The sequence below is a fragment of the Cupriavidus sp. H19C3 genome, from assembly GCF_049393815.1.
Taxonomy (GTDB): Bacteria; Pseudomonadota; Gammaproteobacteria; order Burkholderiales; family Burkholderiaceae; genus Cupriavidus.
Window position 1 is genome coordinate 4073151 of the sequence record NZ_CP184985.1, and the last position, 20888, is coordinate 4094038.

Genomic DNA, 20888 nt, shown 5'->3' on the forward strand with positions numbered 1-20888 from the left:
CGCTTGGTATCATGCGGGCGCCATACAGCGACCGGGGCCCGCCTGACCGGCAATACCGCTTCACAGCCATCGTGATTCCGGCGGCGGTGCGACCCGGAGGTGCGACCCGACGACAATACTGACCAACCACGAAACGGACGGCTCCACTGCCGTGGGCCGTCCGACCGACAGGGAGTGACAAGATGATCCAAGGCGAGGATGCGGGATTCCTGCCCAAATGGCGGCTCAAGACCGAGGGCGTGATCGCGCCCGATGAACGGCTGCCGGCCGGCCAGACCATACTGGCCGGGATCCAGCATGTGGTGGCGATGTTCGGCTCCACGGCCATCGCCCCGATCCTGATGGGCTTTGCACCGAATATCGCCATCCTGTTCTCGGGCATCGGCACGCTGATCTTCTTCCTGTGCGTGCGCGGCCGGGTGCCGAGCTACCTCGGTTCCAGCTTCGCCTTTATCGCCGTGGTGATCGCGGCCACCGGCTATGCCGGCAGCGGGCCCAATCCGAATATCCCGGTGGCGCTCGGCGGCATTATCGCGGCCGGCGCGTTATACACGGTGATCGGCCTGATCGTGCAGGCGGTCGGCTACGGCTGGGTCGAGCGGTTGATGCCGCCGGTGGTGACGGGCGCGATCGTCGCGGCTATCGGCCTCAATCTGGCGCCGGTGGCGGTCAAGGCGGTCAGCGCGGCGCCGCTCGATACCTGGATCGGTCTGCTCACGGTACTCGCGGTGGGACTGGTGGCGGTGCGCGCGCCCGGCATGGCTGGACGTCTGCCCGTGCTGCTTGGCGGCCTGGCCGGCTACCTGGCCTACTTCGTCGCCACCAACCTGATGGGCATGGGCAAGCCGATCGACTTCTCGGGGGTGGCGGCGGCGAGCTGGTTCGGCATGCCGGCCTTCACGGCGCCGGTATTCCACGCCAACGCCATGCTGCTGATCGCGCCGGTGGCGGTGGTGCTGGTGGCGGAGAACCTCGGCCATATCAAGGCAATCGGCGTGATGACCAACCGCAATCTCGATCCGTATATCGGCCGCGCCTTTATCGGCGACGGCATTGCCACCATGCTGTCGGCAAGCGGCGGCGGTACCGGCGTGACCACCTATGCGGAAAACATGGGCGTGATGGCCGTAACGCGCATCTACTCGACGCTGATCTTTATCGTGGCTGCGGTAGTGGCCATCCTGCTCGGCTTCTCGCCCAAGTTCGGCGCGCTGATCCTGACCATTCCGGGGGCCGTGATCGGCGGGCTGACGATTGTCGTCTTCGGCCTGATCTCGGCCACGGCGGGTCGTATCTGGGTACAGAACCACGTCGATTTCTCGAGCTCGCGCAACCTGATCACGGTCGGTGCCACGCTGACCGTAGCGGCGGGTGACCTCACACTGCGCCTCGGTGGGCTGACGCTGGGCGGCATCGGTACCGCGACGTTCGGCGCGATTCTGCTCTATCACCTGCTGGGTGATCGCAAGCCGGCGGAGGAGTCGGCACTGTAGCCAAAGCCCACGCGCGGGGCAGGGCGAAGCCGCGCGTGGAGCGGGGGGCGGCACGCCTGCATTACAATGGCCGCCGGACCCCCATACCGCGCATCATGGCCTACAAGACGATTGAAGACACCATCGGCAATACGCCGCTGGTCCGACTGCAACGCATTCCTGGCGCCGCCCTCGAGGCGCGTGGCAATGTGATCCTTGGCAAGCTGGAGGGTAATAACCCGGCAGGTTCGGTCAAGGATCGCCCGGCGCTCTCGATGATCCGCCGTGCCGAAGCGCGCGGCCGCATCAAGCCGGGCGATACACTGATCGAAGCCACGTCGGGCAATACCGGCATTGCGCTGGCCATGGCCGCGGCGATCCGCGGCTATCGCATGGTGCTGATCATGCCGGAGGATCTCAGCCTCGAACGACGCCAGAGCATGGCGGCCTACGGCGCCGAGATCATCCTCACGCCGGTCAAGGGCGGCATGGAATATGCGCGTGACCTGGCCGACGCCATGGAACGCGAAGGCAAGGGCGTGATCCTCGACCAGTTTGCCAACCCGGACAATCCGCTCGCGCACTACGAGACCACCGGGCCCGAGATCTGGACCGAGACCGAAGGCCGCATCACGCATTTCGTGTCGGCCATGGGCACCACCGGCACCATCACGGGCGTGTCGCGCTATCTCAAGGAAATGAATCCGGCGGTGCAGATCGTCGGCGCGCAACCGGCCGAAGGCTCGCGCATTCCGGGTATCCGCAAGTGGCCCGAGGCGTACCTGCCCAAGATCTACGACGCGAAGTTCGTGGACCGCACCGAGCCCGTCAGCCAGGCCGACGCCGAACATATGGCACGCCGCATGGCCCGCGAAGAGGGGATTTTCTGCGGCATCTCCGCGGCGGGCGCATTGTGCGTGGCCCTGCGCGTTGCCGAGGAAGTGGAAAACGCCACCATCGTGTTTGTGGTGTGCGATCGCGGTGACCGCTACCTGTCGACGGGCGTCTTTCCTGCCTGATGCCCTGATGACGGCGCCTGATTCCGGCGCCTGATTCCGGCTGATTCCGGCTGATTCCGGCTGATTCCGCTGCCTGATCGCGGCTCATCCCGTATCAGGCAGCTCGCTCCCATCGCGCAACGCCCCGACCCGAGGCGTTGCACCGGTATCGGCATGCTTCAGCGCCTCAGGCTTCGGCGCCTCAGGCCATCGCCGCCTTCACCGCTTCACCCAGCTGATACACCGACAGCGCATAGAAGAAGCTGCGGTTGTAGCGCGTCAGCACATAGAAATTGCGCAGGCCGATCATGTATTCGGTCGGCTGGTCCGGCGTGGGGAGGTCGACCACGAGTACACCGGTTTCCCCTTCGCGCCCGCTATCGATCGGCTCGTCGAGCTGCAATCCGGCGCGGGTGAGCTGGTTCAGCGTGCGCGTCGGCCACGGCTCGCCATCGGCCGCCGCGCTGGCCACGCCCAGACTGCCAGCATCGCCGGCAATGCGCCACACCACCGGACGTCCCTGTTCCCAGCCGTGCAGTTGCAGAAAGCGGCCGACGCTGCCAATCGCGTCGGTCGGGCTGTTGCGCAGGTCGATATGACCGTCGTTGTCGTAGTCGATCGCATATTCGCGCAGGCTGGTCGGCATGAACTGCGGAATGCCGATCGCGCCCGCGTAGGAGCCCGTGACCGAAAACACGTCGGTACGCGTATCGCGGCACCAGAGCAGATAGTCGCCGAGCTGGTCGCGGAACAGCCGGGTGCGCGCCTCGCGATTGGGCGTATCGGGATAGTCGAAGGCCAGCGTCGACAGCGAATCCATCACGCGGAACGTGCCCATATTGCGGCCGTAGATCGTCTCCACGCCAATGATGCCGACGATGACCGAGGCCGGCACGCCGAATTCGGCTTCGGCCCGGCGTAGCGTGTCGCGGTTCTGTTGCCAGAATCGGACACCGGCATTGATGCGGATCGGCTCGATAAAGCGCGAGCGGTACGCGCGCCAGCTTTTACGGCCCGGCGTGGACGGCGGCATGATCAGCCGCGCCACGGTGGCGGAGTACACCGTCTGCGCGAACCAGCCCTCCAGTTCGGCGCGCTGAAAGCCGTTGCGCGCGACCATCTGGTCGATAAAGGCACGGGTCTGAGGATGGTTCTGGTAGCGGCCGGGGTCGATTTCTTCTTCCGATACGCTTACGCGTCGCTTGCCGGCGGCCATCAGGCCAGGGGAGATGCCGCAGAGGCCCAATGCGGCAGCGCTGAATGCGGCGCGCAGCAGCGGGCGTCGCAGGGATCGCTGTTTCTCGGTCATGTTGTCCTTTGCAAGTCGCGGACGAGTATAGCGGATGCGTCCCGACGTCCTGTGCTAACGTAACGAACGGAGACAAACTTGAACCCACAACGATAATGCCAACGGGCTACTACACACACCCGGCGTTCCTGTTGCACGAGATGGGACACTTCCATCCCGAGTGCCCCGAGCGCTTGCAGGCGATCGAGGACCATCTGATTTCGCATGCGATGGACGGCCTGCTCGATCGCCGCGAGGCGCCCGCGGCCACCCCGGCGCAGATCGAGCGCGTGCACCGGCCCGACTACGTGTCGGGGCTTGCGTCCCTCAGCCCGGCCACGGGATATCGCGCCATCGACCCCGACACCAGCATGAATCCGCACACGCTGACCGCCGCCACCCACGCGGCTGGCGCGGCGGTGGCGGCCACCGATGCGGTGATCGCGGGTGAGCTCGAGAATGCGTTCTGTTGTGTGCGTCCGCCCGGCCATCACGCCGAACCCGGCCGCGCGATGGGGTTCTGCTTCTACAACAATGTGGCCATCGCCGCGCGTCACGCGCTGGCCGCGCACGGCCTGCAGCGCGTGGCCGTGATCGATTTCGACGTGCATCACGGCAACGGCACCGAGGCGGCCTTCCGCAATGACCCGCAGGTGCTGATGTGCAGCTTTTTCCAGCATCCGTTCTATCCGTACAGCGGCACCCACGAAGTGGCGCCCAACATGTCGAACATTCCATTGCCCGCTTATAGCAACGGCATGGCCGTGCGCGAGGTGGTGGAAACGATCTGGTTACCGCGCCTGCACGAATTCAGGCCCGAGATGCTCTTCATCTCGGCCGGCTTCGACGCGCATCGCGAGGACGACCTTGGCCAGATGGGTCTGGTGGAGCAGGACTATGCGTGGATCACCGGGCAACTGCTGGCGGTAGCGCGCACGCATGCCAAGGGGCGTATCGTCAGTTGCCTGGAGGGCGGCTACAACCTCAGCGCGCTCGCCCGCAGCGTGTTCGCGCATCTCAAGGTGCTACTGGAATCCTGAGTTTGCCCTCCCAGCGCCGCAATAAGTGATAAAAGCGCCGCACCACGCCGGCTTTATATGACAATGCGGTATAAAGCCGGCCGAAAAATCTCGTTTGAGGTATGAAGGCGATCGCATAAAATGCGGGCTTCGCCAAATTTTGTGCGGCAACAGCGCCCGAGCCCGGCTCGCCTGTTGCCGTTTTCATTTCCATGATCGAACTGCAAGGACTCTCGCAGCGGTTTCCCGGTGGATCCGGGGAAGTGCATGCATTGCGGGATGTCAGCCTCGGCATTGCCGCCGGCGAGATCTTCGGCATCATCGGCCGCAGCGGCGCCGGCAAGAGCACGCTGGTGCGTGCCATCAACCTGCTCAATCGCCCGACCGGCGGGCGCGTGATCGTCGACGGCCAGGACCTGACCGCGCTCGACAACGATGCCCTGCGCCTGGCGCGCCGCCAGATCGGCATGATCTTCCAGCACTTCAACCTGCTCTCGTCGCGCACCGTGTACGACAACGTCGCGCTGCCGCTGGAGCTGGCCGGCAAGTCGAAGGCCGAGATCGCCGATACCGTGCTGCCGCTGCTTGACCTGGTCGGGCTGTCGCCGCTGCGCGACCGCTATCCGTCGCAGATCAGCGGCGGCCAGAAGCAACGCGTGGGCATTGCGCGCGCGCTCGCCAGCAAGCCCAAGGTGCTGCTGTCCGACGAAGCCACCTCGGCGCTCGACCCGGAAACCACGCGCGCGATCCTGGAACTGCTGCGCCGGATCAATCGCGAGCTCGGCCTGACCATCGTCATGATCACGCACCAGATGGAGGTCATCAAGCAGGTCTGCGACCGCGTGGCCGTGCTCGAGGCCGGCCAGGTGGTGGAAACGGGCAGCGTGATCGACGTGTTCCTGCGGCCGCGGCACGAGGTCACGCGCGCGATGATCGGCGACGTGATTTCGCAGGAGCTGCCGCCGAGCGTGCTCAAGCGCGTGGAGTCGCGGCTCGGCAACGGGCGCGACCACGTCTATCGCCTCGCCTTTACCGGCGAGGGCGTCGATCAGCCGGTGCTGGCACAGGCCATCCGCCAGTACGGGCTCGACTTCAACATCCTGCATGGCCATATCGACGAGATCCAGGGGCAGGCCTTCGGCTCGCTCGCGATCATGGCCACGGGCGAACCGGCCGACGTGCGCGCGGCCATGGCGTTCCTGCGCAGCCGGGGCGTGGTGGTGGAGGAGATCGAACATGTGGTCTGAGGAAATGACCGAGCTGTTCCTGGGCTCGTTTGGCGAGACGCTGCTGATGGTCGGCATCTCGGGCGTGGTGGGCGCGCTGTTCGGCGTGCCGCTGGGCGTGCTCCTGCATCTGACCAACCGCGGCGGCGTGCTGTCGCATCCGCTGTTCAACCGCACCATCGGCGTGGTGGTCAACGCGGTGCGCTCGATTCCGTTCATCATCCTGCTGGTGGTGGTGATTCCGTTCACGCGCGTTATCGTCGGCTCGTCGATCGGCACCACGGCGGCGATCGTGCCGCTGACGATTGCCGCGATTCCGTTTATCGGCCGCCTGGTCGAGGCGGCGCTGCGCGAGGTGGACAAGGGCCTGGTCGAGGCCGCGCAGTCGATGGGCGCCACGACCGGACAGATCGTGTGGAAGGTGCTGCTGCCCGAGGCCATGCCGGGCATCGTCGCCGGCCTCACCATCACGTTCGTGAGCCTGGTCGGCTATTCGGCCATGGCCGGCGCGATCGGCGGCGGGGGGCTGGGCGACCTTGGCATCCGCTACGGCTACCAGCGCTATATCACCGAGGTGATGGTCGCGGTGGTGATCATCCTGATCGTCTTCGTTCAGGTCGTACAAAGCTTTGGCGATTGGCTGGTCCGCCGGATCAGCCATCGCTGAACGACAACATTGACAGATTCACAAGGGATACCCGAGATGCAACGTCGCAATATGCTGAAGACCCTGGCCGCGCTGAGCGTGGCCGGCGTGGCGCTGTCCACCGGCGCGCTGGCGCAGGACAAGCCGATCAAGGTGGGCGTGACTGGCGGCCCGCACGCGCAGATCATGGAGCAGGTGAAGAAGGTTGCGGCCAGGGACGGACTCAATATCCAGCTGGTCGAGTTCAGCGACTACATCCAGCCCAACGCGGCGCTGGCGGCCGGCGATCTCGATGCCAACAGCTACCAGCACCTGCCGTACCTCGAGGCGCAGATCAAGGATCGCGGCTACAAGTTCAGCCATGTTGGCTTTACCGTCACGTTCCCGATGGGCGTGTATTCGAAGAAGGTGAAGTCGCTCGACCAGCTGAAGAACGGTGCCCGCGTGGGCGTGCCGAACGATCCGACCAACGGCGGCCGCGGCCTGTTGCTGCTGCAGTCCAAGGGCCTGATCAAGCTGCGCGCTGACGCCGGTCTCAAGGCCACACCGCTCGATATCGTCGAGAATCCGAAGAAGATCAAGATCGTCGAACTGGACGCGGCACAACTGCCGCGCTCGCTCGACGACCTTGATGCCGCCGCCATCAATGGCAACTATGCGGAGTCGGCCGGGCTGTCGCCGACGCGGGACGCGATCGCGATGGAAGGCCCCAAAGGTCCGTACGCCAACGTGATCGCGGTGCGTACCGTTGACAAGGACAAGCCATGGGTGGCCCGGCTGATCAAGGCCTACCACTCGCCGGAGGTCAAGCAGTACATCAATGCCACCTACAAGGAGTCGGTGATCACGGCGTGGTGAGGGTGCGAGTGACGGGCTGAGGATCGCCTGATGAGGCACCTGGCGCGGACAAACCGCGCCGGATTCGAAGTTTTCATCGGTTCGCTGTCCATTTCGCGCCATCCTGCGGCACAATGGACGGCGATTCTGGTTTGCCGGGCGATCCCGGCAATTCTTCGACTAAAAAATAGTACGATCGTTCGGAAAACCGGAGCGCCGCAACCCCGGTGGGTATAATGGCGGGCGATTCAAATCTTTGGACTATCCAGCAATCAGTGGAGTGAGCGCATGAAAGTACTCGTCGCAGTCAAGCGGGTGGTGGACTACAACGTCAAGGTCCGCGTGAAGTCGGATGGCACGGGCGTCGACCTGGCCAACGTCAAGATGAGCATGAACCCGTTCGACGAAATCGCCGTGGAAGAGGCCGTGCGCCTGAAGGAAGCCGGCGTGGTCACCGAGGTGGTGGCCGTGTCGTGCGGCGTGGCCCAGTGCCAGGAAACCCTGCGTACCGCGATGGCCATCGGCGCCGACCGTGGCATCCTGGTGGAATCGGCCGAGGAGTTGCAGCCGCTGGCCGTGGCCAAGCTGCTCAAGGCGCTGATCGGCAAGGAACAGCCGCAACTGGTGATCCTCGGCAAGCAGGCGATCGACGACGACTCCAACCAGACCGGCCAGATGGTGGCCGCGCTGGCCGGCCTGCCGCAGGCGACCTTTGCCTCCAAGGTGGTGGTGGCCGATGGCAAGGCCTCGGTTACGCGTGAAGTCGATGGCGGCCTGGAAACGCTGTCGGTCAAGCTGCCGGCCGTGGTAACCACCGACCTGCGCCTGAACGAGCCGCGCTACGTGACGCTGCCCAACATCATGAAGGCCAAGAAGAAGCCGCTCGAGACCGTCAAGCCGGAAGACCTCGGCGTCGACGTCAAGCCGCGCCTGTCCACCGTGAAGGTGGTGGAGCCGGCCAAGCGCAGCGCGGGCGTGATGGTGCCGGACGTGGCCACGCTGGTGCAAAAGCTGAAGAACGAAGCCAAGGTTATCTGAGCGCGGGGAGAGAAAACATGACTGCACTCGTCATTGCTGAACACGACAACCAATCGATCAAGGCCGCCACGCTCAATACCGTGACGGCAGCTGCCCAGTGCGGCGGCGATGTCCACGTGCTGGTGGCCGGCGCCAACGCCAGGGCGGCCGCCGATGCCGCCGCGAAGATTGCCGGCGTGAGCAAGGTTCTGCTGGCCGACGCGCCGTATTTTGGCGACGGCCTCGCCGAGAACGTGGCCGACCAGGTACTGGCCATCGCCAGCGACTACTCGCACATCCTCGCGCCCGCCACCGCGTACGGCAAGAACATCCTGCCGCGCGTGGCCGCAAGGCTCGATGTCGCCCAACTGTCGGACATCACCAAGGTCGACGCGCCCGATACCTTCGAGCGTCCGATCTATGCCGGCAACGCGATCGCGACGGTGAAGTCCGCCGACAAGATCAAGGTCATCACCGTACGGGGCACGGCATTCGACGCCGCTGCCGCCGAGGGTGGTTCGGCCGGCGTGGACGCGCTGCAGGCCGTGGCCGACGCGGGCATCTCGCAATTCGTTTCGCGCGAAGTGACCAAGAGCGACCGTCCGGAACTGACCGCTGCCAAGATCATCGTGTCGGGTGGCCGCGGCGTGGGTTCGGGAGAGAACTACACCAAGGTGCTGACGCCGCTGGCGGACAAGCTCAACGCGGCGCTGGGCGCATCGCGCGCGGCCGTGGACGCGGGCTTCGTACCCAACGACTACCAGGTGGGCCAGACCGGCAAGATCGTGGCGCCGCAGCTGTATATCGCCGTGGGTATCTCGGGCGCGATCCAGCATCTGGCCGGTATGAAGGACTCCAAGGTGATCGTCGCGATCAACAAGGACGCCGAGGCGCCGATCTTCTCGGTGGCCGACTACGGCCTCGTGGGCGACCTCAACACCGTGGTGCCCGAGCTGGTGTCGGCATTGGGTTAAGTACCCGCCGACCATCGGTCGTGCGCCCCGCGCGGTCGGTACGCCCCGATCGCGCGCCAATAACAGCGTGCCAATAAAAATAGCCGTTCCGGGCGTGTCCCGCGAACGGCTTTTTTCTATCACAGGAGACATCGATGACCTACCGCGCACCGCTCAAGGACATGCTGTTCGTGATGAACGAACTCGCGGGGCTGGATGCCATCAGCCAGTTGCCGGGCTTCGAGGATGCCACGCCCGATACCGTGCAGGCCGTGCTGGAGGAAGCCGCGCGCTTCAACGAGGAAGTGGTGGCGCCGCTGAACCGCCTCGGCGATACCGACCCTAGCAGCTGGCGCGAGGGCGAGGTTCGCACCACGCCGGGCTTTCGCGACGCCTTTCGCCAGTTTGGCGAGGGCGGCTGGCAGGGCGTGCTGCATCCAGCCGACTTTGGCGGGCAGGGTTTGCCCAAGCTGGTGGCCACGCCGTGCAACGAGATGCTGAACAGCGCGAACCTGTCGTTCGCGCTGTGCCCGTTGCTGACCGATGGCGCCATCGAGGCGCTGCTGACCGCCGGTACCGAGGCGCAGAAGGCCGCCTACCTGCCCAGGCTGATCTCGGGCGAGTGGACCGGCACCATGAACCTGACCGAGCCCCAGGCCGGTTCCGATCTCGCGGCCGTGCGCACGCGCGCGGAGCCGCAGGGCGACGGTACCTTCAGGCTGTTCGGCACCAAGATCTTCATCACGTACGGCGAGCACGACATGGCGCAGAACATCGTGCACCTCGTGCTGGCGCGCACCCCCAATGCGCCGGAAGGCGTCAAGGGCATCTCGCTGTTCATCGTGCCGAAGTTCCTCGTCAATGCCGATGGCAGCCTCGGCGCGCGCAACGATGTGCATTGCGTGTCGATCGAGCACAAGCTGGGCATCAAGGCGAGCCCGACCGCCGTGCTGCAGTTCGGCGATCATGGCGGCGCCATCGGTACGCTGGTGGGTGAGGAGAATCGCGGCCTCGAGTACATGTTCATCATGATGAATGCGGCGCGCTTCTCGGTGGGCATGCAGGGCATCGCGGTGTCCGAGCGCGCGTACCAGCAGGCCGTGGCCTATGCGCGCGAACGTGTGCAGAGCCGTCCGGTGGACGGTTCTGCGCGGCAGGCGGTGACCATCATTCATCATCCGGACGTCAAGCGCATGCTGATGACGATGCGTGCGCTGACCGAAGGCGCGCGCGCGATGGCCTACGTGGCGGCGGCCGCGAGCGATGCCGCGCATCAGCATCCCGATGCCGGGGTGCGGGCGCAGAACCAGGCGTTCTACGAATTCATGGTGCCCGTGATCAAGGGCTGGAGCACCGAGATGTCGATCGATGTGACCAGCCTTGGCGTGCAGGTGCACGGCGGCATGGGCTTTATCGAGGAGACCGGTGCCGCGCAGCACTACCGCGACGCGCGCATCCTGCCGATCTACGAGGGCACCACCGCGATCCAGGCCAACGACCTGGTCGGACGCAAGACCTTGCGCGATGGCGGTGCGGTGGCGCGTGCGATCTGCGCGCGCATTGCGGAGACCGAAGCGCAACTGGGCGCGCATGCCGCCGTGCAGGCGCAACTGGCGCGCGGACGCCAGGCGCTGGAAGCGGTGGTGACGTTTGTGGTGGCGCAAGCCAAGGCCGATCCCAACGCGGTGTTTGCCGGCAGCGTGCCGTACCTGCGGCTATGCGGCATCGTGTTCTCGGGCTGGCAGATGGCGCGCGCGCTGCTTGCGGCGGAGCGCAAACGGGGCGACGATCCGTCGTTCCACGACGCCAAGATCGCGACGGCACAGTTCTACGCGCAACACATCCTGCCGCAGGCTGTGGCCTTGCGCGATGCCATCGTGGAAGGCGGCGCGCCGGTCAATGCGATGACGGAGGCGCAGTTCTGACACGTCGCCACGCGGTGCGGGCGTGATGGAAGACGGGGACAGGAGAAGCGTGAGAGCTGGTGCCCGCGGCGGGACGGCCGCTGCAGGCACCACCGTGTCCGGCTCAGGCCGGCAGCGGGCGCGGTACGCCCTGGCTGCGCGGCTGCTTGCGATAGCGATCGACCGACAGGTCGTCGGCGCGAATCGCCGGGCGCGTGCCCGACACCAGGTCGGCCAGCAACTGCCCCGAGCCGCATGCCATGGTCCAGCCCAGCGTGCCATGGCCCGTGTTGAGCCACAGTCCGCGCAGGCCCGCCGCGCCGACCACCGGGGTGCCATCCGGCGTCATCGGCCGCAGGCCGGTCCAGAAGCTCGCGCGGCTGACATCGCCGGCGCCCGGGAACAGGTCGGTCACCACATGCTCCAGCGTACGACGCTTGCCCGGATCGAGCGTGCGGTCGTAGCCAACGATCTGCGCCATCCCGCCCACGCGGATGCGGTCGTCGAAGCGCGTGATGGCCACCTTGTAGGTTTCGTCGAGCACGGTCGAAACCGGGCTGCGCGCGGCGTCCGTCATCGGCACGGTAATCGAGAAACCCTTGAGCGGATACACCGGCAGGTTCGACAGGCCCGGCAGCACATGGCGCACGAACGGCGTGGACCAGCTGCCCAGCGCCACCACCACGGCATCGGCATGCATCGGCTGGCCCTGTACGACAGCGCCGGTAATGGCGTCGCCTTCGGTGAGCAGACCATCGATGGAGCGGTTGTACAGAAAATTGACGCCGATCGACGCTGCCATGGCGGCCAGCCGCTGGGTAAACAACTGGCAGTCGCCGGTTTCGTCGTTCGGCAGGCGCAGACCGCCGGTCAGCTTGTGGCTGACCGCGGCCAGTGCCGGTTCGCTGGCGGCGAGTTCGTCGCGCGAAAGCAGTTGGTAGGGCACGCCGGCTTCCGCGAGCACGGCGATGTCCTTGGCCGCGCCATCGAACTGTTCGGCGGTGCGGAACAGCTGCAGGGTGCCCTGTTGGCGGCCTTCGTAAGAGATACCGGTTTCGGCGCGCAGCGCACGGATGCAGTCGCGGCTGTATTCGGCCAGCCGCACCATGCGCTCCTTGTTCACGGCGTAGCGCGCCTCGGTGCAGTTCAGCAGCATCTGCCACATCCACTGCAGCTGGAACAGCGTGCCGTCCGGCTTGATCGAGAGCGGGGCATGCTCCTGGAACATCCACTTGATGGCCTTGAGCGGCACGCCTGGCGCGGCCCACGGCGAAGCGTAGCCCGGCGAGATCTGGCCGGCGTTGGCAAAGCTGGTACCAAGCGCGGGCGCCGCCTCGCGGTCGACCACGGTCACCTCATGACCCGCACGGGCCAGATACCACGCACTGGTGACGCCGATCACGCCACTGCCCAGAACCAGAACTCGCATCGTCTTTCTCCCATCCTGCTACCCAACCAGACTGTCAGGAAATAACAGGAAACGTACCTATAATATTGAGTTCAAAGCAGTCATAGTTACTGAATTTCTTATAGAAAAAGGAAAAAATCATGAGAACGAGTCGCGAGCCGATCCGTAGTCTCGATCGGCTCGATCGCCGTATCCTGACGCTGCTTCAGGCGGATGGCCGGATCTCGATGAAGGACCTGGCGGAAGCGGTCGGGCTGACCATTACGCCGTGCATCGAGCGGGTCAAGCGACTCGAACGCGACGGCGTGATCATGGGCTACTACGCGCGGCTCAACCCGGCCCTGCTGGGCAGCGCGCTGCTGGTGTTCGTGGAGATCTCGCTCGGCAACAAGTCGGGCAACATGTTCGAGCAGTTCCGGCGCGAGGTGCTGCGCATTCCCGAAGTGCTGGAATGCCATCTGGTGTCCGGCGATTTCGACTACCTGATCAAGGCCCGCATCCGCGAGATCGGCGAGTACCGGCGGCTGCTCGGCGACATCCTGCTGCAGTTGCCCGGCGCGGCGCAGTCGAAGAGCTACGTGGTGATGGAAGAGATCAAGGAGACCCTGGCGATCGCGGTCGAAGAGCGCGACAAGTCACTATAAGAAGGGAAGCGTCACAGCCGCCTTGGATACTGTATAAACATACAGTATGATGCCGGCATGGACGGGCATGACGAACACGGATCTCGGGATGCGACGCCGGACGGAATGCCGGCGGCGCAGGCCAGGCCGATCCGGCTGATCAAGGGGCGTGGCGCAGTCAGCAACCTGCAGGGCCGCTTCGAGCGCGACCAGCGGGTGGAGTTCGACGATGGCTGGGGCGCCGCCGGCGCGACCGCGGATGGGAGTACCCCTGAGGCGGCCGGCATGGCCGGCGCAGACGAGCTGGCGGCGCGTGCGGAAGTTGACGTGGCGGACGGCGGGTTGGAGGACACGACGCCGCCGCGCCTCGTGACACACGTGTCGGTCGAACGCGCGCGCTCGATTCTCACGCATAATGCGTCGCCCGATATCCCGTTCGATACATCGCTCAATCCCTACCGCGGCTGCGAGCACGGCTGCATCTACTGTTTCGCGCGTCCGACCCATGCCTACCTGGACCTGTCCCCGGGCCTCGACTTCGAGTCCAGACTATTCGCCAAAGCCAATGCGGCGGAGCGGCTTCGCGAAACGCTGGCCCGACCGTCTTACCGATGCGAAACCATCGCGCTCGGCGTCAACACCGATGCGTACCAGCCGATCGAGCGCGAACATCGCATTACGCGCGGCGTGCTGGAGGTGCTGCACGAGTGCGACCATCCGGTTGCGCTGATCACCAAGTCGTCCCTGATCGAGCGCGATATCGATCTGCTCGCGCCGATGGCAAGCCGGAGGCTGGCGGTGGCGGCCGTCACCATTACCACGCTCGATGCCGGCATGGCGCGCACGCTGGAGCCGCGCGCGGCCACGCCGAGCCGGCGCCTGCGCACGATCCGCACGCTCGCCGAGGCCGGCATTCCGGTGGGGGTGAGCGTGGCGCCCGTCATTCCGTTTATCACCGAGCCGGATCTGGAGCGCATTCTGGAGGCCGCGCGCGAGGCCGGCGCAGTCTATGCCAACTACATCGTGCTGCGCCTGCCGTGGGAAGTGCGGCCGCTGTTCGAGGAATGGCTGCAGGCCCATTTTCCCGATCGCGCGGAACGCGTGATGAATCGCATCCGCGACATGCGCGGCGGCAAGGAATATGACGCGGACTTTGCGTCGCGCATGCGCGGCACGGGGATCTGGGCAGACCTGATGCGTCAGCGCTTCTACCGTGCCGCCGACCGGCTGGGATTTCGCTACGACCGTTATGGCCTGGATACGTCGCTGTTCAAGCCGCCGGCGGCGCCACGGCGCGCCCGGCCCACGGATGCGGCGCAGGGCTCGCTGTTCTGACGGCGCGCTTCAGGTGGGGGCGGTGCAGTGGCGTGGCGCGCAGCGGTGGGGCTTACTGGGAAAGCGCCTTGGCGGCTTCCACCTGCGACTCGAAGAAGGTCTGGAAGCTGATGGCAAGACCGGCCATCAGCAGACCGGTGCCGATCATCAGCGACAGGATGATCAGGATCACCACGGGCCAGCCGGAGCGGGTCGGCCTGCCGTCCGGGTTATAGCGCGCGTCCCACTTGTCATCGGGGCGCAGGCCGAACACGATCGCGGTCAGGAAGGCGCTGATTACCGAGGCGCCGCCGGCCACCGCAAAGGTCCAGTTCAGGATCGGATTGCCGGCCTCGGCCAGCAGCGAGGTGAAGCCGATGACGCCGGCCAGGGTCGCCACCAGATGCGTCCAGCCGAATTTGTCGGCAAATCCTTTGAGGTAGAAGCGGTGCGCGCCGAGGCTGCCGAGCAGGAAGGCGAGGGCCACGGTGACGAGCTTGGACTTGGCGCGCACCGACGGGATCGGTGCTTTGGCGCTGGAGGCAGGGCTGGCGACGGACATCACGGACCACGGAAGCGCCGCGGCATGCGGCATCGGCGCACATTGTACGCCGCGTGTTCCGCCATACGGGTAGCGAGGGTGGAAAACGAGGGGGGCGAGGGCGGAACGAGGGCGGAACGAGGGCAATCCGCGATGGCCGGGGTAACCCGGCGGCAACCCTGTGCCAACGATTGCCGCTCAAAGGCAGGCGCTCGAGGATTGCCGCCCAGGGACCGAGGTTTAAGGAAGGAGGCTTAAGGAAGGAGACTTGAGGACGGAGGCTTGAGTACGGAGACTTAAGCGCCAAGGCTCAGCATCTGATGCGTTTGCCGCTTGTGATGGCAAGGCTACCGCCCGCCGTCGCGGCCGCGTGCCTGCCAGCCCGGACCCACGCCTGTCGGTCGCAACTCGGTGGTGTTCTGGGCTTCGGTCTGGGTTTGGCGCTCGGGCTGGCGGCTGGTGCGATCGTCGGGGCGGCCCGCGTCGGCAGGCCGGCCGCTCAGGCGATCGTCGGCACGAGCCCGTGCTTCCATGCGTTCGATCTGCGCACGCACGTGGTCGCGACTCTCGGTCCGCATGCTGGCGACCTCCAGCCCGCTCCCCACGCGCGGCAAGTGAGCGCCGTCGCGGAGATGTTGCCAGAAGGAGGCTTGCGCATGACTGGCGGCGATGCCGCCGAGCAACCCGGTGGCGACCAGGCTGCCCGCCAACAACAGGCGCAGGCGAGAGCGGTCAAGCATGCGAAATTCCAAATTCCGGAAGCGAATGAAGCGTTGAGCGATGTATTCATGGTACGCACGCGGCTACGTGACCGCCTATGCCAATCCCGTTACCGGTGTAACGGATTGTTTCCTCCTGAATGGTGGCTCGAATTCTTGGCTCGGGCGCGTCCGGCCATGGGAAAGCGGTCGCGTTCATCGCCCCCGTTTGTCGCCCCGTTTGTCGCCCGTTTTTCGCTCCGGTCGTCGCCCGTTCCAGCGCAGGTTGGTTGCGGGGTTGGTGGGTCGAGGCGTCGCGGTTGCGCCAACTCGAATGAGGCCCGAATGAGGCATTGACGGCCGTATCGGCCCGGCCTCTGCGCAACCCTGCGGTGTTGCGCAGGCGACGCATGGACCTCGTGTTTCTGGCGGAAAGCGGGGCGGCTTGGCCGGGAAGCGTCTAAGTGTTTGTTTGGCTTCGGTTAATGGGCTATACTCTTGCGTTTCGTGTTCGCACACCCCCCGTTTTTTCGAGGAATAAACCCATGGTCGTAATCCGTCTGGCTCGCGGCGGCAGCAAGAAGCGCCCGTTCTTCAACATCGTCGCTACCGACTCGCGTAACCGTCGCGATGGCCGTTTCATCGAGCGTATCGGTTTCTACAACCCGCTGGCCGCCGGCAAGGAAGAAGGTCTGCGCGTGGTGCAAGACCGCCTGACCTACTGGCAAGGCGTGGGCGCCCAGCTGTCGCCGACGGTGGCTCGCCTGGTCAAGCAAAGCAAGACCCCTGCTGCTGCCTGATAGCCCGTTCCAGGCGCGTTCGTGGCAACTACCGGTAGCGGGCGCAGGCCGCTGAATGGGCCGCTCGACAAGTCGCTGAAGCAGCCGCTCAGCCAGTCGCTCAGTCAGTCGCTCAACAAGCCGCCGCTCAACCAGCCGTCCGGTACTTCGCCAGGCAAGTCGCCAGGCAAGTCGCTTGACCCGGCTGGCGCCAACGCCCAGCCGCGCGCGCTGCCACCGGCGCTGCTGTCCACGGAAGCGTTGCCCGACGACCTTATCGAGGTCGGCTATGTCGGCGCCGCGTATGGTATCCGGGGCTGGATCAAGGTTCAGCCGCACGCGGACGATGCCTCCGCGCTGCTCCATGCGCGCCGCTGGTGGCTGCTGCAGGCGCCGCCCACGGGCGTCGTGACTGCCGCGCCGGCGCAAGCCGGGGCCGTCAGCATCAAGATTGCGCAATCGCGCGAACACAGCGGTACCGTCGTGGCCCAGGCCACGGGGGTCTCGGACCGTAATACGGCCGAGGCGCTCAAGGGCCGCCGTGTGTGGATCCGGCGGGCGGACTTTCCGGCGCCGGAGGAAAACGAGTTCTACTGGGTCGACCTGATCGGTTGCGCCGTGGTCAACGAGCAGGGCGAAGCGCTCGGCGAGGTGTCCGGACTGATCGATAACGGTGCGCACCAGATCCTGCAGGTCGTCCATGCGTTGCCGGCAGGCAACAGCGAGGATGGCAGCAAAGCCAGCGGCGCGCCCGGCACGGACAAGACCGCCGAGCGATTGATTCCGTTCGTGGATGCGTATCTGCGCAGCGTGGATATCGCCGGCAAGCGGATCGTCGTGGACTGGGGACTCGACTACTAGTTGCCGCGCATCGTTGCGGCAACCGCGCAGTAAGTCAGGCAGTAAGCCACGCAGTAAAGCCATGCAGTAAAGGAAGGGAGGCCGCGGTGCAGTTCGATGTGATCACGCTGTTTCCCGAGATGTTTCGCGCGCTGACCGACTGGGGCATCACCAGCCGGGCGGCCAAGCAGCAGCGCTATGCGTTGCGCACGTGGAATCCACGCGACTTTACCGTCGACAACTACCGCACGATCGACGATCGGCCGTACGGTGGCGGCCCCGGCATGGTCATGCTGGCCAAGCCGCTGGAAGACGCGATCGACGCGGCCTCGGCGGCGCAGGCGCAGGCCGGTGTGGGTCAGCCGCATGTGGTGCTGATGTCGCCCCAGGGCGCGCCGCTGACGCATGCCAAGGTCATGTCGCTGGCGCAGCGGCCCGGGCTGGTGCTGTTGTGCGGACGTTACGAGGCGATCGACCAGCGTCTGATCGACCGCCGCGTGCATGAGGAAATCAGCCTCGGCGATTTCGTGCTGTCGGGGGGCGAGTTGCCTGCCATGGCACTGATCGACGCGGTGGTGCGGCATCTGCCGGGCGTACTGGGCGATGCGCAGTCCGCCGTGCAGGACAGCTTTGTCAATGGCCTGCTGGACTGTCCGCATTACACGCGGCCGGAAGAATACGAAGGTGTGCGGGTACCCGAGATATTGCTCGGGGGTCATCATGCCGAGATCGAGAAGTGGCGGCGCCAGCAGGCGCTGGCCAATACCGCGAGAAAGCGCCCCGACCTGATCGAGGCGGCTCGCGAGCAAGGTTTGTTGTCCCGCGCCGACGAGAAGTTTCTGTCGGAGTGGGCAGCGAAGGAACGGCGGGAGCTTGCTCCCGTCAAGTGAAACCCCATCCTCTGCCGGGGCCTGGACAAGGTTCCGGGGCATTCAACGCCGGCACGATGGTTACGGAGAAAAACGATGAACATCATCGAGCAGATCGAGAAGGAAGAGATCGCGCGCCTGACCGCCAACAAGACCATTCCGGCGTTCGCCCCTGGCGACACCGTGATCGTCAGCGTGAACGTGGTGGAAGGTAACCGCAAGCGTGTGCAGGCTTATGAAGGCGTCGTGATTGCCAAGCGCAACCGCGGCCTGAATTCGTCCTTTATCGTGCGCAAGATCTCGTCGGGCGAAGGCGTGGAACGTACGTTCCAGCTGTACTCGCCGCTGATCGCCGGCATCGAGGTGAAGCGTCGCGGCGACGTGCGTCGCGCGAAGCTGTACTACCTGCGTGAGCGTTCGGGCAAGTCCGCGCGTATCAAGGAAAAGCTGGTGTCGAAGGCTGCCGCTGCTGCAAAGGCGGGAGCTTAAGGCCGGCGTCCACCGCCGGGCAACCGGCGGCGCATGGCGTTGCAAAGGGCACCTTCGGGTGCCCTTTTTGCATGGTGCCCCCCGGTCGCGACGGGTCGGGGCACACTCTGCATCGATACCGCGCGCATGACGGGGCCCGCATGACGCGTCCCGCATGAAGCGTCCCGCATGAAGCGTCCCGTATGGCACCTCCGATGCGTGGGTCAGATGCGTTGCGTCCCAGCATCAATGCCGTGGCGCGGGCCCGTGCCCGCCGCAGCGCCGTCGGGAGCGCTCTGTCATACTGTTGCCGTTATGCGTCCGATCTTCAATCCCGAAACGCTGCCGATCCTGGACATCGATACGCGCAGCGCACCGCTCTCCGCGCCCCGCATGCAGCCGGATTTTATCCGCCGCCGCCTGCTCGCGCCGCCTGCATGGGAGCCACTGCTCACTGACGAATCCCGCGTCTACGACAAGACCCGCGCACTGCGCGAGGCCGCCGTGCTGGTGCCGCTGGTCGAGCGCGAGGACGGATTGTGGGTGCTGTTCACCGAGCGCAATGCGAATCTCAACGCACATGCGGGGCAGATCAGTTTTCCCGGCGGCCGCCAGGAAACCTACGATGCGGACCGCATCGCCACGGCGTTGCGCGAAACCCAGGAAGAAATCGGTCTCGCGCGTGACTACATCGAGGTGCTGGGCTCGCTGCCGGACTACATTACCGGCACCGGCTACCACGTCAGCCCGGTGGTCGGCCTGATCCGGCCCGGCTTTACGCTGCAGCCCGATGCGGGCGAGGTGGCGGATATCTTCGAGGTACCGCTGGCGTTCCTGATGGATCCGTCGCGCCACGAGCGGCGCATGTTGCGCTGGGTCGATGGCGAGCGGAAGTTCTATGCGATGCCGTATCCGCGCGAGGGCGGTGGCCATCGTTTTATCTGGGGCGCGACGGCGGCGATGCTGCGCAACCTCTACCTGCTGCTGGCCGCCTGAGTCCCGCCGCCTGCGCCCGCCACCTCGGCCCGTAATTTCAGCCGGTAATCTCAGCCGGTAATTTCAGCCCGTTGCCTCAGCCTGTCATCTGAGCGCAGCGGCGGCGATGCCCGTCAGGCAGCGGCCGCGCTGGCGCACTGGGGGCAGCTCTTGCCGACCACATAGGCCGGGTCCTGCTGCGCCTCGGGCGTGACGATCGCGCGGCAGGCGAAACACTGCACCGGGCCGGAAGGCTCCAGGTCCGGATTCAGCGCGGTGCGATAGTCGAAGACAAAGCAGTCGCCGCGATAGTGGCTGCCGCCGACTTCCTCGAAGTATTTGAGGATGCCACCTTCGAGCTGGTAGACGTGGTCGATGCCGACTTCCTGCATATGGATCGCGGCCTTCTCGCAGCGGATGCCGCCGGTGCAGAACGACACCACGGTCTTGCCCGCGAACTCGGCGCGATGCTCGGCCACCTTTTGCGGAAACTCGCTGAACTTCTCGATATCGTATTCGACGGCCTGGTCGAATGTGCCCACCGCCACCTCGAACGCGTTGCGCGTATCGAGCATCACCACGGGGCGGCCCGCGTCGTCGTGGCCCTGGTCCAGCCAGCGCTTGAGGTCGACGGGGCGAACCGACGGCGCGCGTCCGGCTTCGGGCCGGATCAGCGGCATCTTCATCGTGATGATTTCCTTCTTCGCACGCACCAGCATGCGGCGGAAGGGCTGGCTGTCGGACAGGCTTTCCTTGGGCGCGATGTCGGCGAAGCGCGGATCGGCGTGCAGCCACGCCATGAAGTCGTCGATCGCCGCGCGCGGGCCGGCCAGGAACATGTTGATGCCTTCCGGAGCGAGCAGAATGGTGCCCTTGAGCGACAGCGCATCGCAGCGCGCGCGCATTTCCGGACGCAGCCGATCGATATCGTCGAGCGAAACAAATTTGTAAGCGGAAATGTTGACGATCTGCATGGGACTGCCGTGGATGGGGCTCACGCCTGCCGGGCATGC

At 65.6% G+C, this 20888-nt stretch carries 22 protein-coding genes; 16 read left to right on the forward strand and 6 right to left on the reverse strand.

What is annotated here, in order from left to right:
* The first annotated feature begins 182 nt into the window (after positions 1-182).
* A complete protein-coding gene (locus DFLDMN_RS18785; protein WP_423196361.1) occupies positions 183-1493 on the forward strand; it encodes a solute carrier family 23 protein in 1311 nt (436 codons plus the stop codon).
* A 95-nt stretch (positions 1494-1588) separates the two neighbouring features.
* Positions 1589-2491: a cysteine synthase CysM gene (gene cysM / locus DFLDMN_RS18790; RefSeq protein ID WP_423196362.1), complete on the forward strand. Its 903-nt coding sequence runs from the start codon at positions 1589-1591 to the stop codon at positions 2489-2491.
* Positions 2492-2672: 181 nt separating this feature from the next.
* Here the strand turns inward: cysM and mltB are convergent, their stop codons facing one another.
* A complete protein-coding gene (gene mltB / locus DFLDMN_RS18795; protein ID WP_423196363.1) occupies positions 2673-3779 on the reverse strand; it encodes a lytic murein transglycosylase B in 1107 nt (368 codons plus the stop codon).
* 95 nt (positions 3780-3874) lie between these two features.
* Here mltB and DFLDMN_RS18800 point away from each other — a divergent pair, with 95 nt between their 5' ends.
* Positions 3875-4798, forward strand: a complete 924-nt coding sequence (locus DFLDMN_RS18800; protein ID WP_423196364.1) for a histone deacetylase family protein — start codon at positions 3875-3877, stop codon at positions 4796-4798.
* Here DFLDMN_RS18800 and DFLDMN_RS18805 read toward each other — a convergent pair.
* Positions 4776-4991 carry a hypothetical protein gene (locus tag DFLDMN_RS18805; RefSeq protein ID WP_423196365.1) on the reverse strand — a complete coding sequence of 72 codons (216 nt, stop codon included), beginning with the start codon at positions 4989-4991 and terminating at the stop codon, positions 4776-4778. The genes DFLDMN_RS18800 and DFLDMN_RS18805 overlap by 23 nt on opposite strands.
* On the opposite strand from DFLDMN_RS18805, the gene DFLDMN_RS18810 reads away from it, so the two are divergent.
* From DFLDMN_RS18810 to DFLDMN_RS18835, 6 genes are all read left to right on the forward strand, one after another.
* Positions 4990-6024, forward strand: a complete 1035-nt coding sequence (locus DFLDMN_RS18810; protein WP_423196366.1) for a methionine ABC transporter ATP-binding protein — start codon at positions 4990-4992, stop codon at positions 6022-6024. The two genes, DFLDMN_RS18805 and DFLDMN_RS18810, sit on opposite strands and share 2 nt — an antisense overlap.
* The gene (locus DFLDMN_RS18815; RefSeq protein WP_423196367.1) at positions 6014-6670 is read left to right on the forward strand and encodes a methionine ABC transporter permease; all 657 of its coding nucleotides are present in this window, start codon (positions 6014-6016) and stop codon (positions 6668-6670) included. The genes DFLDMN_RS18810 and DFLDMN_RS18815 overlap by 11 nt, the downstream gene beginning before the upstream one ends.
* 36 nt (positions 6671-6706) lie before the next feature.
* Complete coding sequence (locus DFLDMN_RS18820) at positions 6707-7507, forward strand: MetQ/NlpA family ABC transporter substrate-binding protein (RefSeq protein ID WP_423196368.1); 801 nt, start codon at positions 6707-6709, stop codon at positions 7505-7507.
* Positions 7508-7774: 267 nt separating this feature from the next.
* The gene (locus tag DFLDMN_RS18825) at positions 7775-8524 is read left to right on the forward strand and encodes an electron transfer flavoprotein subunit beta/FixA family protein (RefSeq protein WP_423196369.1); all 750 of its coding nucleotides are present in this window, start codon (positions 7775-7777) and stop codon (positions 8522-8524) included.
* 17 nt (positions 8525-8541) lie between these two features.
* On the forward strand, positions 8542-9477 hold the full coding sequence (locus DFLDMN_RS18830) for an electron transfer flavoprotein subunit alpha/FixB family protein (protein ID WP_423196370.1): 936 nt from the start codon (positions 8542-8544) through the stop codon (positions 9475-9477).
* A 134-nt stretch (positions 9478-9611) separates the two neighbouring features.
* Positions 9612-11381, forward strand: a complete 1770-nt coding sequence (locus DFLDMN_RS18835; protein ID WP_423196371.1) for an acyl-CoA dehydrogenase — start codon at positions 9612-9614, stop codon at positions 11379-11381.
* A 103-nt stretch (positions 11382-11484) separates the two neighbouring features.
* Here DFLDMN_RS18835 and DFLDMN_RS18840 read toward each other — a convergent pair whose 3' ends face one another.
* Positions 11485-12789 carry a D-amino acid dehydrogenase gene (locus tag DFLDMN_RS18840; protein ID WP_423196372.1) on the reverse strand — a complete coding sequence of 435 codons (1305 nt, stop codon included), beginning with the start codon at positions 12787-12789 and terminating at the stop codon, positions 11485-11487.
* A 119-nt stretch (positions 12790-12908) separates the two neighbouring features.
* Between DFLDMN_RS18840 and DFLDMN_RS18845 the strand changes: the two genes are divergently transcribed.
* Together DFLDMN_RS18845 and DFLDMN_RS18850 are read left to right on the forward strand one after the other, a co-directional pair.
* Entirely contained in the window at positions 12909-13412 is a 504-nt protein-coding gene (locus DFLDMN_RS18845) for an Lrp/AsnC ligand binding domain-containing protein (protein WP_423196373.1), read from the forward strand.
* 105 nt (positions 13413-13517) lie between these two features.
* Positions 13518-14726 (forward strand): PA0069 family radical SAM protein, encoded by a 1209-nt coding sequence (locus tag DFLDMN_RS18850; protein ID WP_423198475.1) that lies wholly within the window; start codon positions 13518-13520, stop codon positions 14724-14726.
* A 52-nt stretch (positions 14727-14778) separates the two neighbouring features.
* On the opposite strand, the gene DFLDMN_RS18855 is transcribed toward DFLDMN_RS18850, so the two are convergent.
* Positions 14779-15267 carry an NINE protein gene (locus DFLDMN_RS18855; protein WP_423196374.1) on the reverse strand — a complete coding sequence of 163 codons (489 nt, stop codon included), beginning with the start codon at positions 15265-15267 and terminating at the stop codon, positions 14779-14781.
* Between the two features lie 326 nt (positions 15268-15593).
* A complete protein-coding gene (locus DFLDMN_RS18860) occupies positions 15594-15986 on the reverse strand; it encodes a hypothetical protein (protein ID WP_423196375.1) in 393 nt (130 codons plus the stop codon).
* A gap of 503 nt (positions 15987-16489) precedes the next feature.
* On the opposite strand from DFLDMN_RS18860, the gene rpsP reads away from it, so the two are divergent.
* From rpsP to DFLDMN_RS18885, 5 genes are all read left to right on the forward strand, one after another.
* Complete coding sequence (gene rpsP / locus DFLDMN_RS18865; protein ID WP_423196376.1) at positions 16490-16744, forward strand: 30S ribosomal protein S16; 255 nt, start codon at positions 16490-16492, stop codon at positions 16742-16744.
* Positions 16745-16954: 210 nt separating this feature from the next.
* Entirely contained in the window at positions 16955-17584 is a 630-nt protein-coding gene (rimM, locus tag DFLDMN_RS18870; RefSeq protein ID WP_423198476.1) for a ribosome maturation factor RimM, read from the forward strand.
* 86 nt (positions 17585-17670) lie between these two features.
* Positions 17671-18453, forward strand: coding sequence for a tRNA (guanosine(37)-N1)-methyltransferase TrmD (gene trmD, locus DFLDMN_RS18875; protein WP_423196377.1), 783 nt, complete (start codon positions 17671-17673; stop codon positions 18451-18453).
* 75 nt (positions 18454-18528) lie between these two features.
* Positions 18529-18921, forward strand: a complete 393-nt coding sequence (rplS, locus tag DFLDMN_RS18880) for a 50S ribosomal protein L19 (RefSeq protein WP_423196378.1) — start codon at positions 18529-18531, stop codon at positions 18919-18921.
* Positions 18922-19215: 294 nt separating this feature from the next.
* The gene (locus DFLDMN_RS18885) at positions 19216-19896 is read left to right on the forward strand and encodes a CoA pyrophosphatase (protein ID WP_423196379.1); all 681 of its coding nucleotides are present in this window, start codon (positions 19216-19218) and stop codon (positions 19894-19896) included.
* 113 nt (positions 19897-20009) lie between these two features.
* On the opposite strand, the gene DFLDMN_RS18890 is transcribed toward DFLDMN_RS18885, so the two are convergent.
* Complete coding sequence (locus DFLDMN_RS18890) at positions 20010-20849, reverse strand: sulfurtransferase (protein ID WP_423196380.1); 840 nt, start codon at positions 20847-20849, stop codon at positions 20010-20012.
* Positions 20850-20888: the final 39 nt, after the last annotated feature.

What these genes read in the sequence shown, in the direction of transcription:
- DFLDMN_RS18830 (WP_423196370.1), top strand. Translation starts at nt 8,542, where the DNA reads ATGACTGCACTCGTCATTGCTGAACACGACAACCAATCGATCAAGGCC.
- mltB (WP_423196363.1), bottom strand. Translation starts at nt 3,779, where the DNA reads ATGACCGAGAAACAGCGATCCCTGCGACGCCCGCTGCTGCGCGCCGCA.
- DFLDMN_RS18785 (WP_423196361.1), top strand. Translation starts at nt 183, where the DNA reads ATGATCCAAGGCGAGGATGCGGGATTCCTGCCCAAATGGCGGCTCAAG.
- DFLDMN_RS18885 (WP_423196379.1), top strand. Translation starts at nt 19,216, where the DNA reads ATGCGTCCGATCTTCAATCCCGAAACGCTGCCGATCCTGGACATCGAT.
- DFLDMN_RS18820 (WP_423196368.1), top strand. Translation starts at nt 6,707, where the DNA reads ATGCAACGTCGCAATATGCTGAAGACCCTGGCCGCGCTGAGCGTGGCC.
- DFLDMN_RS18815 (WP_423196367.1), top strand. Translation starts at nt 6,014, where the DNA reads ATGTGGTCTGAGGAAATGACCGAGCTGTTCCTGGGCTCGTTTGGCGAG.
- DFLDMN_RS18840 (WP_423196372.1), bottom strand. Translation starts at nt 12,789, where the DNA reads ATGCGAGTTCTGGTTCTGGGCAGTGGCGTGATCGGCGTCACCAGTGCG.
- DFLDMN_RS18805 (WP_423196365.1), bottom strand. Translation starts at nt 4,991, where the DNA reads ATGGAAATGAAAACGGCAACAGGCGAGCCGGGCTCGGGCGCTGTTGCC.
- DFLDMN_RS18855 (WP_423196374.1), bottom strand. Translation starts at nt 15,267, where the DNA reads ATGTCCGTCGCCAGCCCTGCCTCCAGCGCCAAAGCACCGATCCCGTCG.
- rpsP (WP_423196376.1), top strand. Translation starts at nt 16,490, where the DNA reads ATGGTCGTAATCCGTCTGGCTCGCGGCGGCAGCAAGAAGCGCCCGTTC.
- DFLDMN_RS18850 (WP_423198475.1), top strand. Translation starts at nt 13,518, where the DNA reads ATGCCGGCGGCGCAGGCCAGGCCGATCCGGCTGATCAAGGGGCGTGGC.
- rplS (WP_423196378.1), top strand. Translation starts at nt 18,529, where the DNA reads ATGAACATCATCGAGCAGATCGAGAAGGAAGAGATCGCGCGCCTGACC.
- cysM (WP_423196362.1), top strand. Translation starts at nt 1,589, where the DNA reads ATGGCCTACAAGACGATTGAAGACACCATCGGCAATACGCCGCTGGTC.
- DFLDMN_RS18860 (WP_423196375.1), bottom strand. Translation starts at nt 15,986, where the DNA reads ATGCTTGACCGCTCTCGCCTGCGCCTGTTGTTGGCGGGCAGCCTGGTC.
- DFLDMN_RS18810 (WP_423196366.1), top strand. Translation starts at nt 4,990, where the DNA reads ATGATCGAACTGCAAGGACTCTCGCAGCGGTTTCCCGGTGGATCCGGG.
- DFLDMN_RS18835 (WP_423196371.1), top strand. Translation starts at nt 9,612, where the DNA reads ATGACCTACCGCGCACCGCTCAAGGACATGCTGTTCGTGATGAACGAA.
- DFLDMN_RS18825 (WP_423196369.1), top strand. Translation starts at nt 7,775, where the DNA reads ATGAAAGTACTCGTCGCAGTCAAGCGGGTGGTGGACTACAACGTCAAG.
- DFLDMN_RS18890 (WP_423196380.1), bottom strand. Translation starts at nt 20,849, where the DNA reads ATGCAGATCGTCAACATTTCCGCTTACAAATTTGTTTCGCTCGACGAT.
- DFLDMN_RS18845 (WP_423196373.1), top strand. Translation starts at nt 12,909, where the DNA reads ATGAGAACGAGTCGCGAGCCGATCCGTAGTCTCGATCGGCTCGATCGC.
- DFLDMN_RS18800 (WP_423196364.1), top strand. Translation starts at nt 3,875, where the DNA reads ATGCCAACGGGCTACTACACACACCCGGCGTTCCTGTTGCACGAGATG.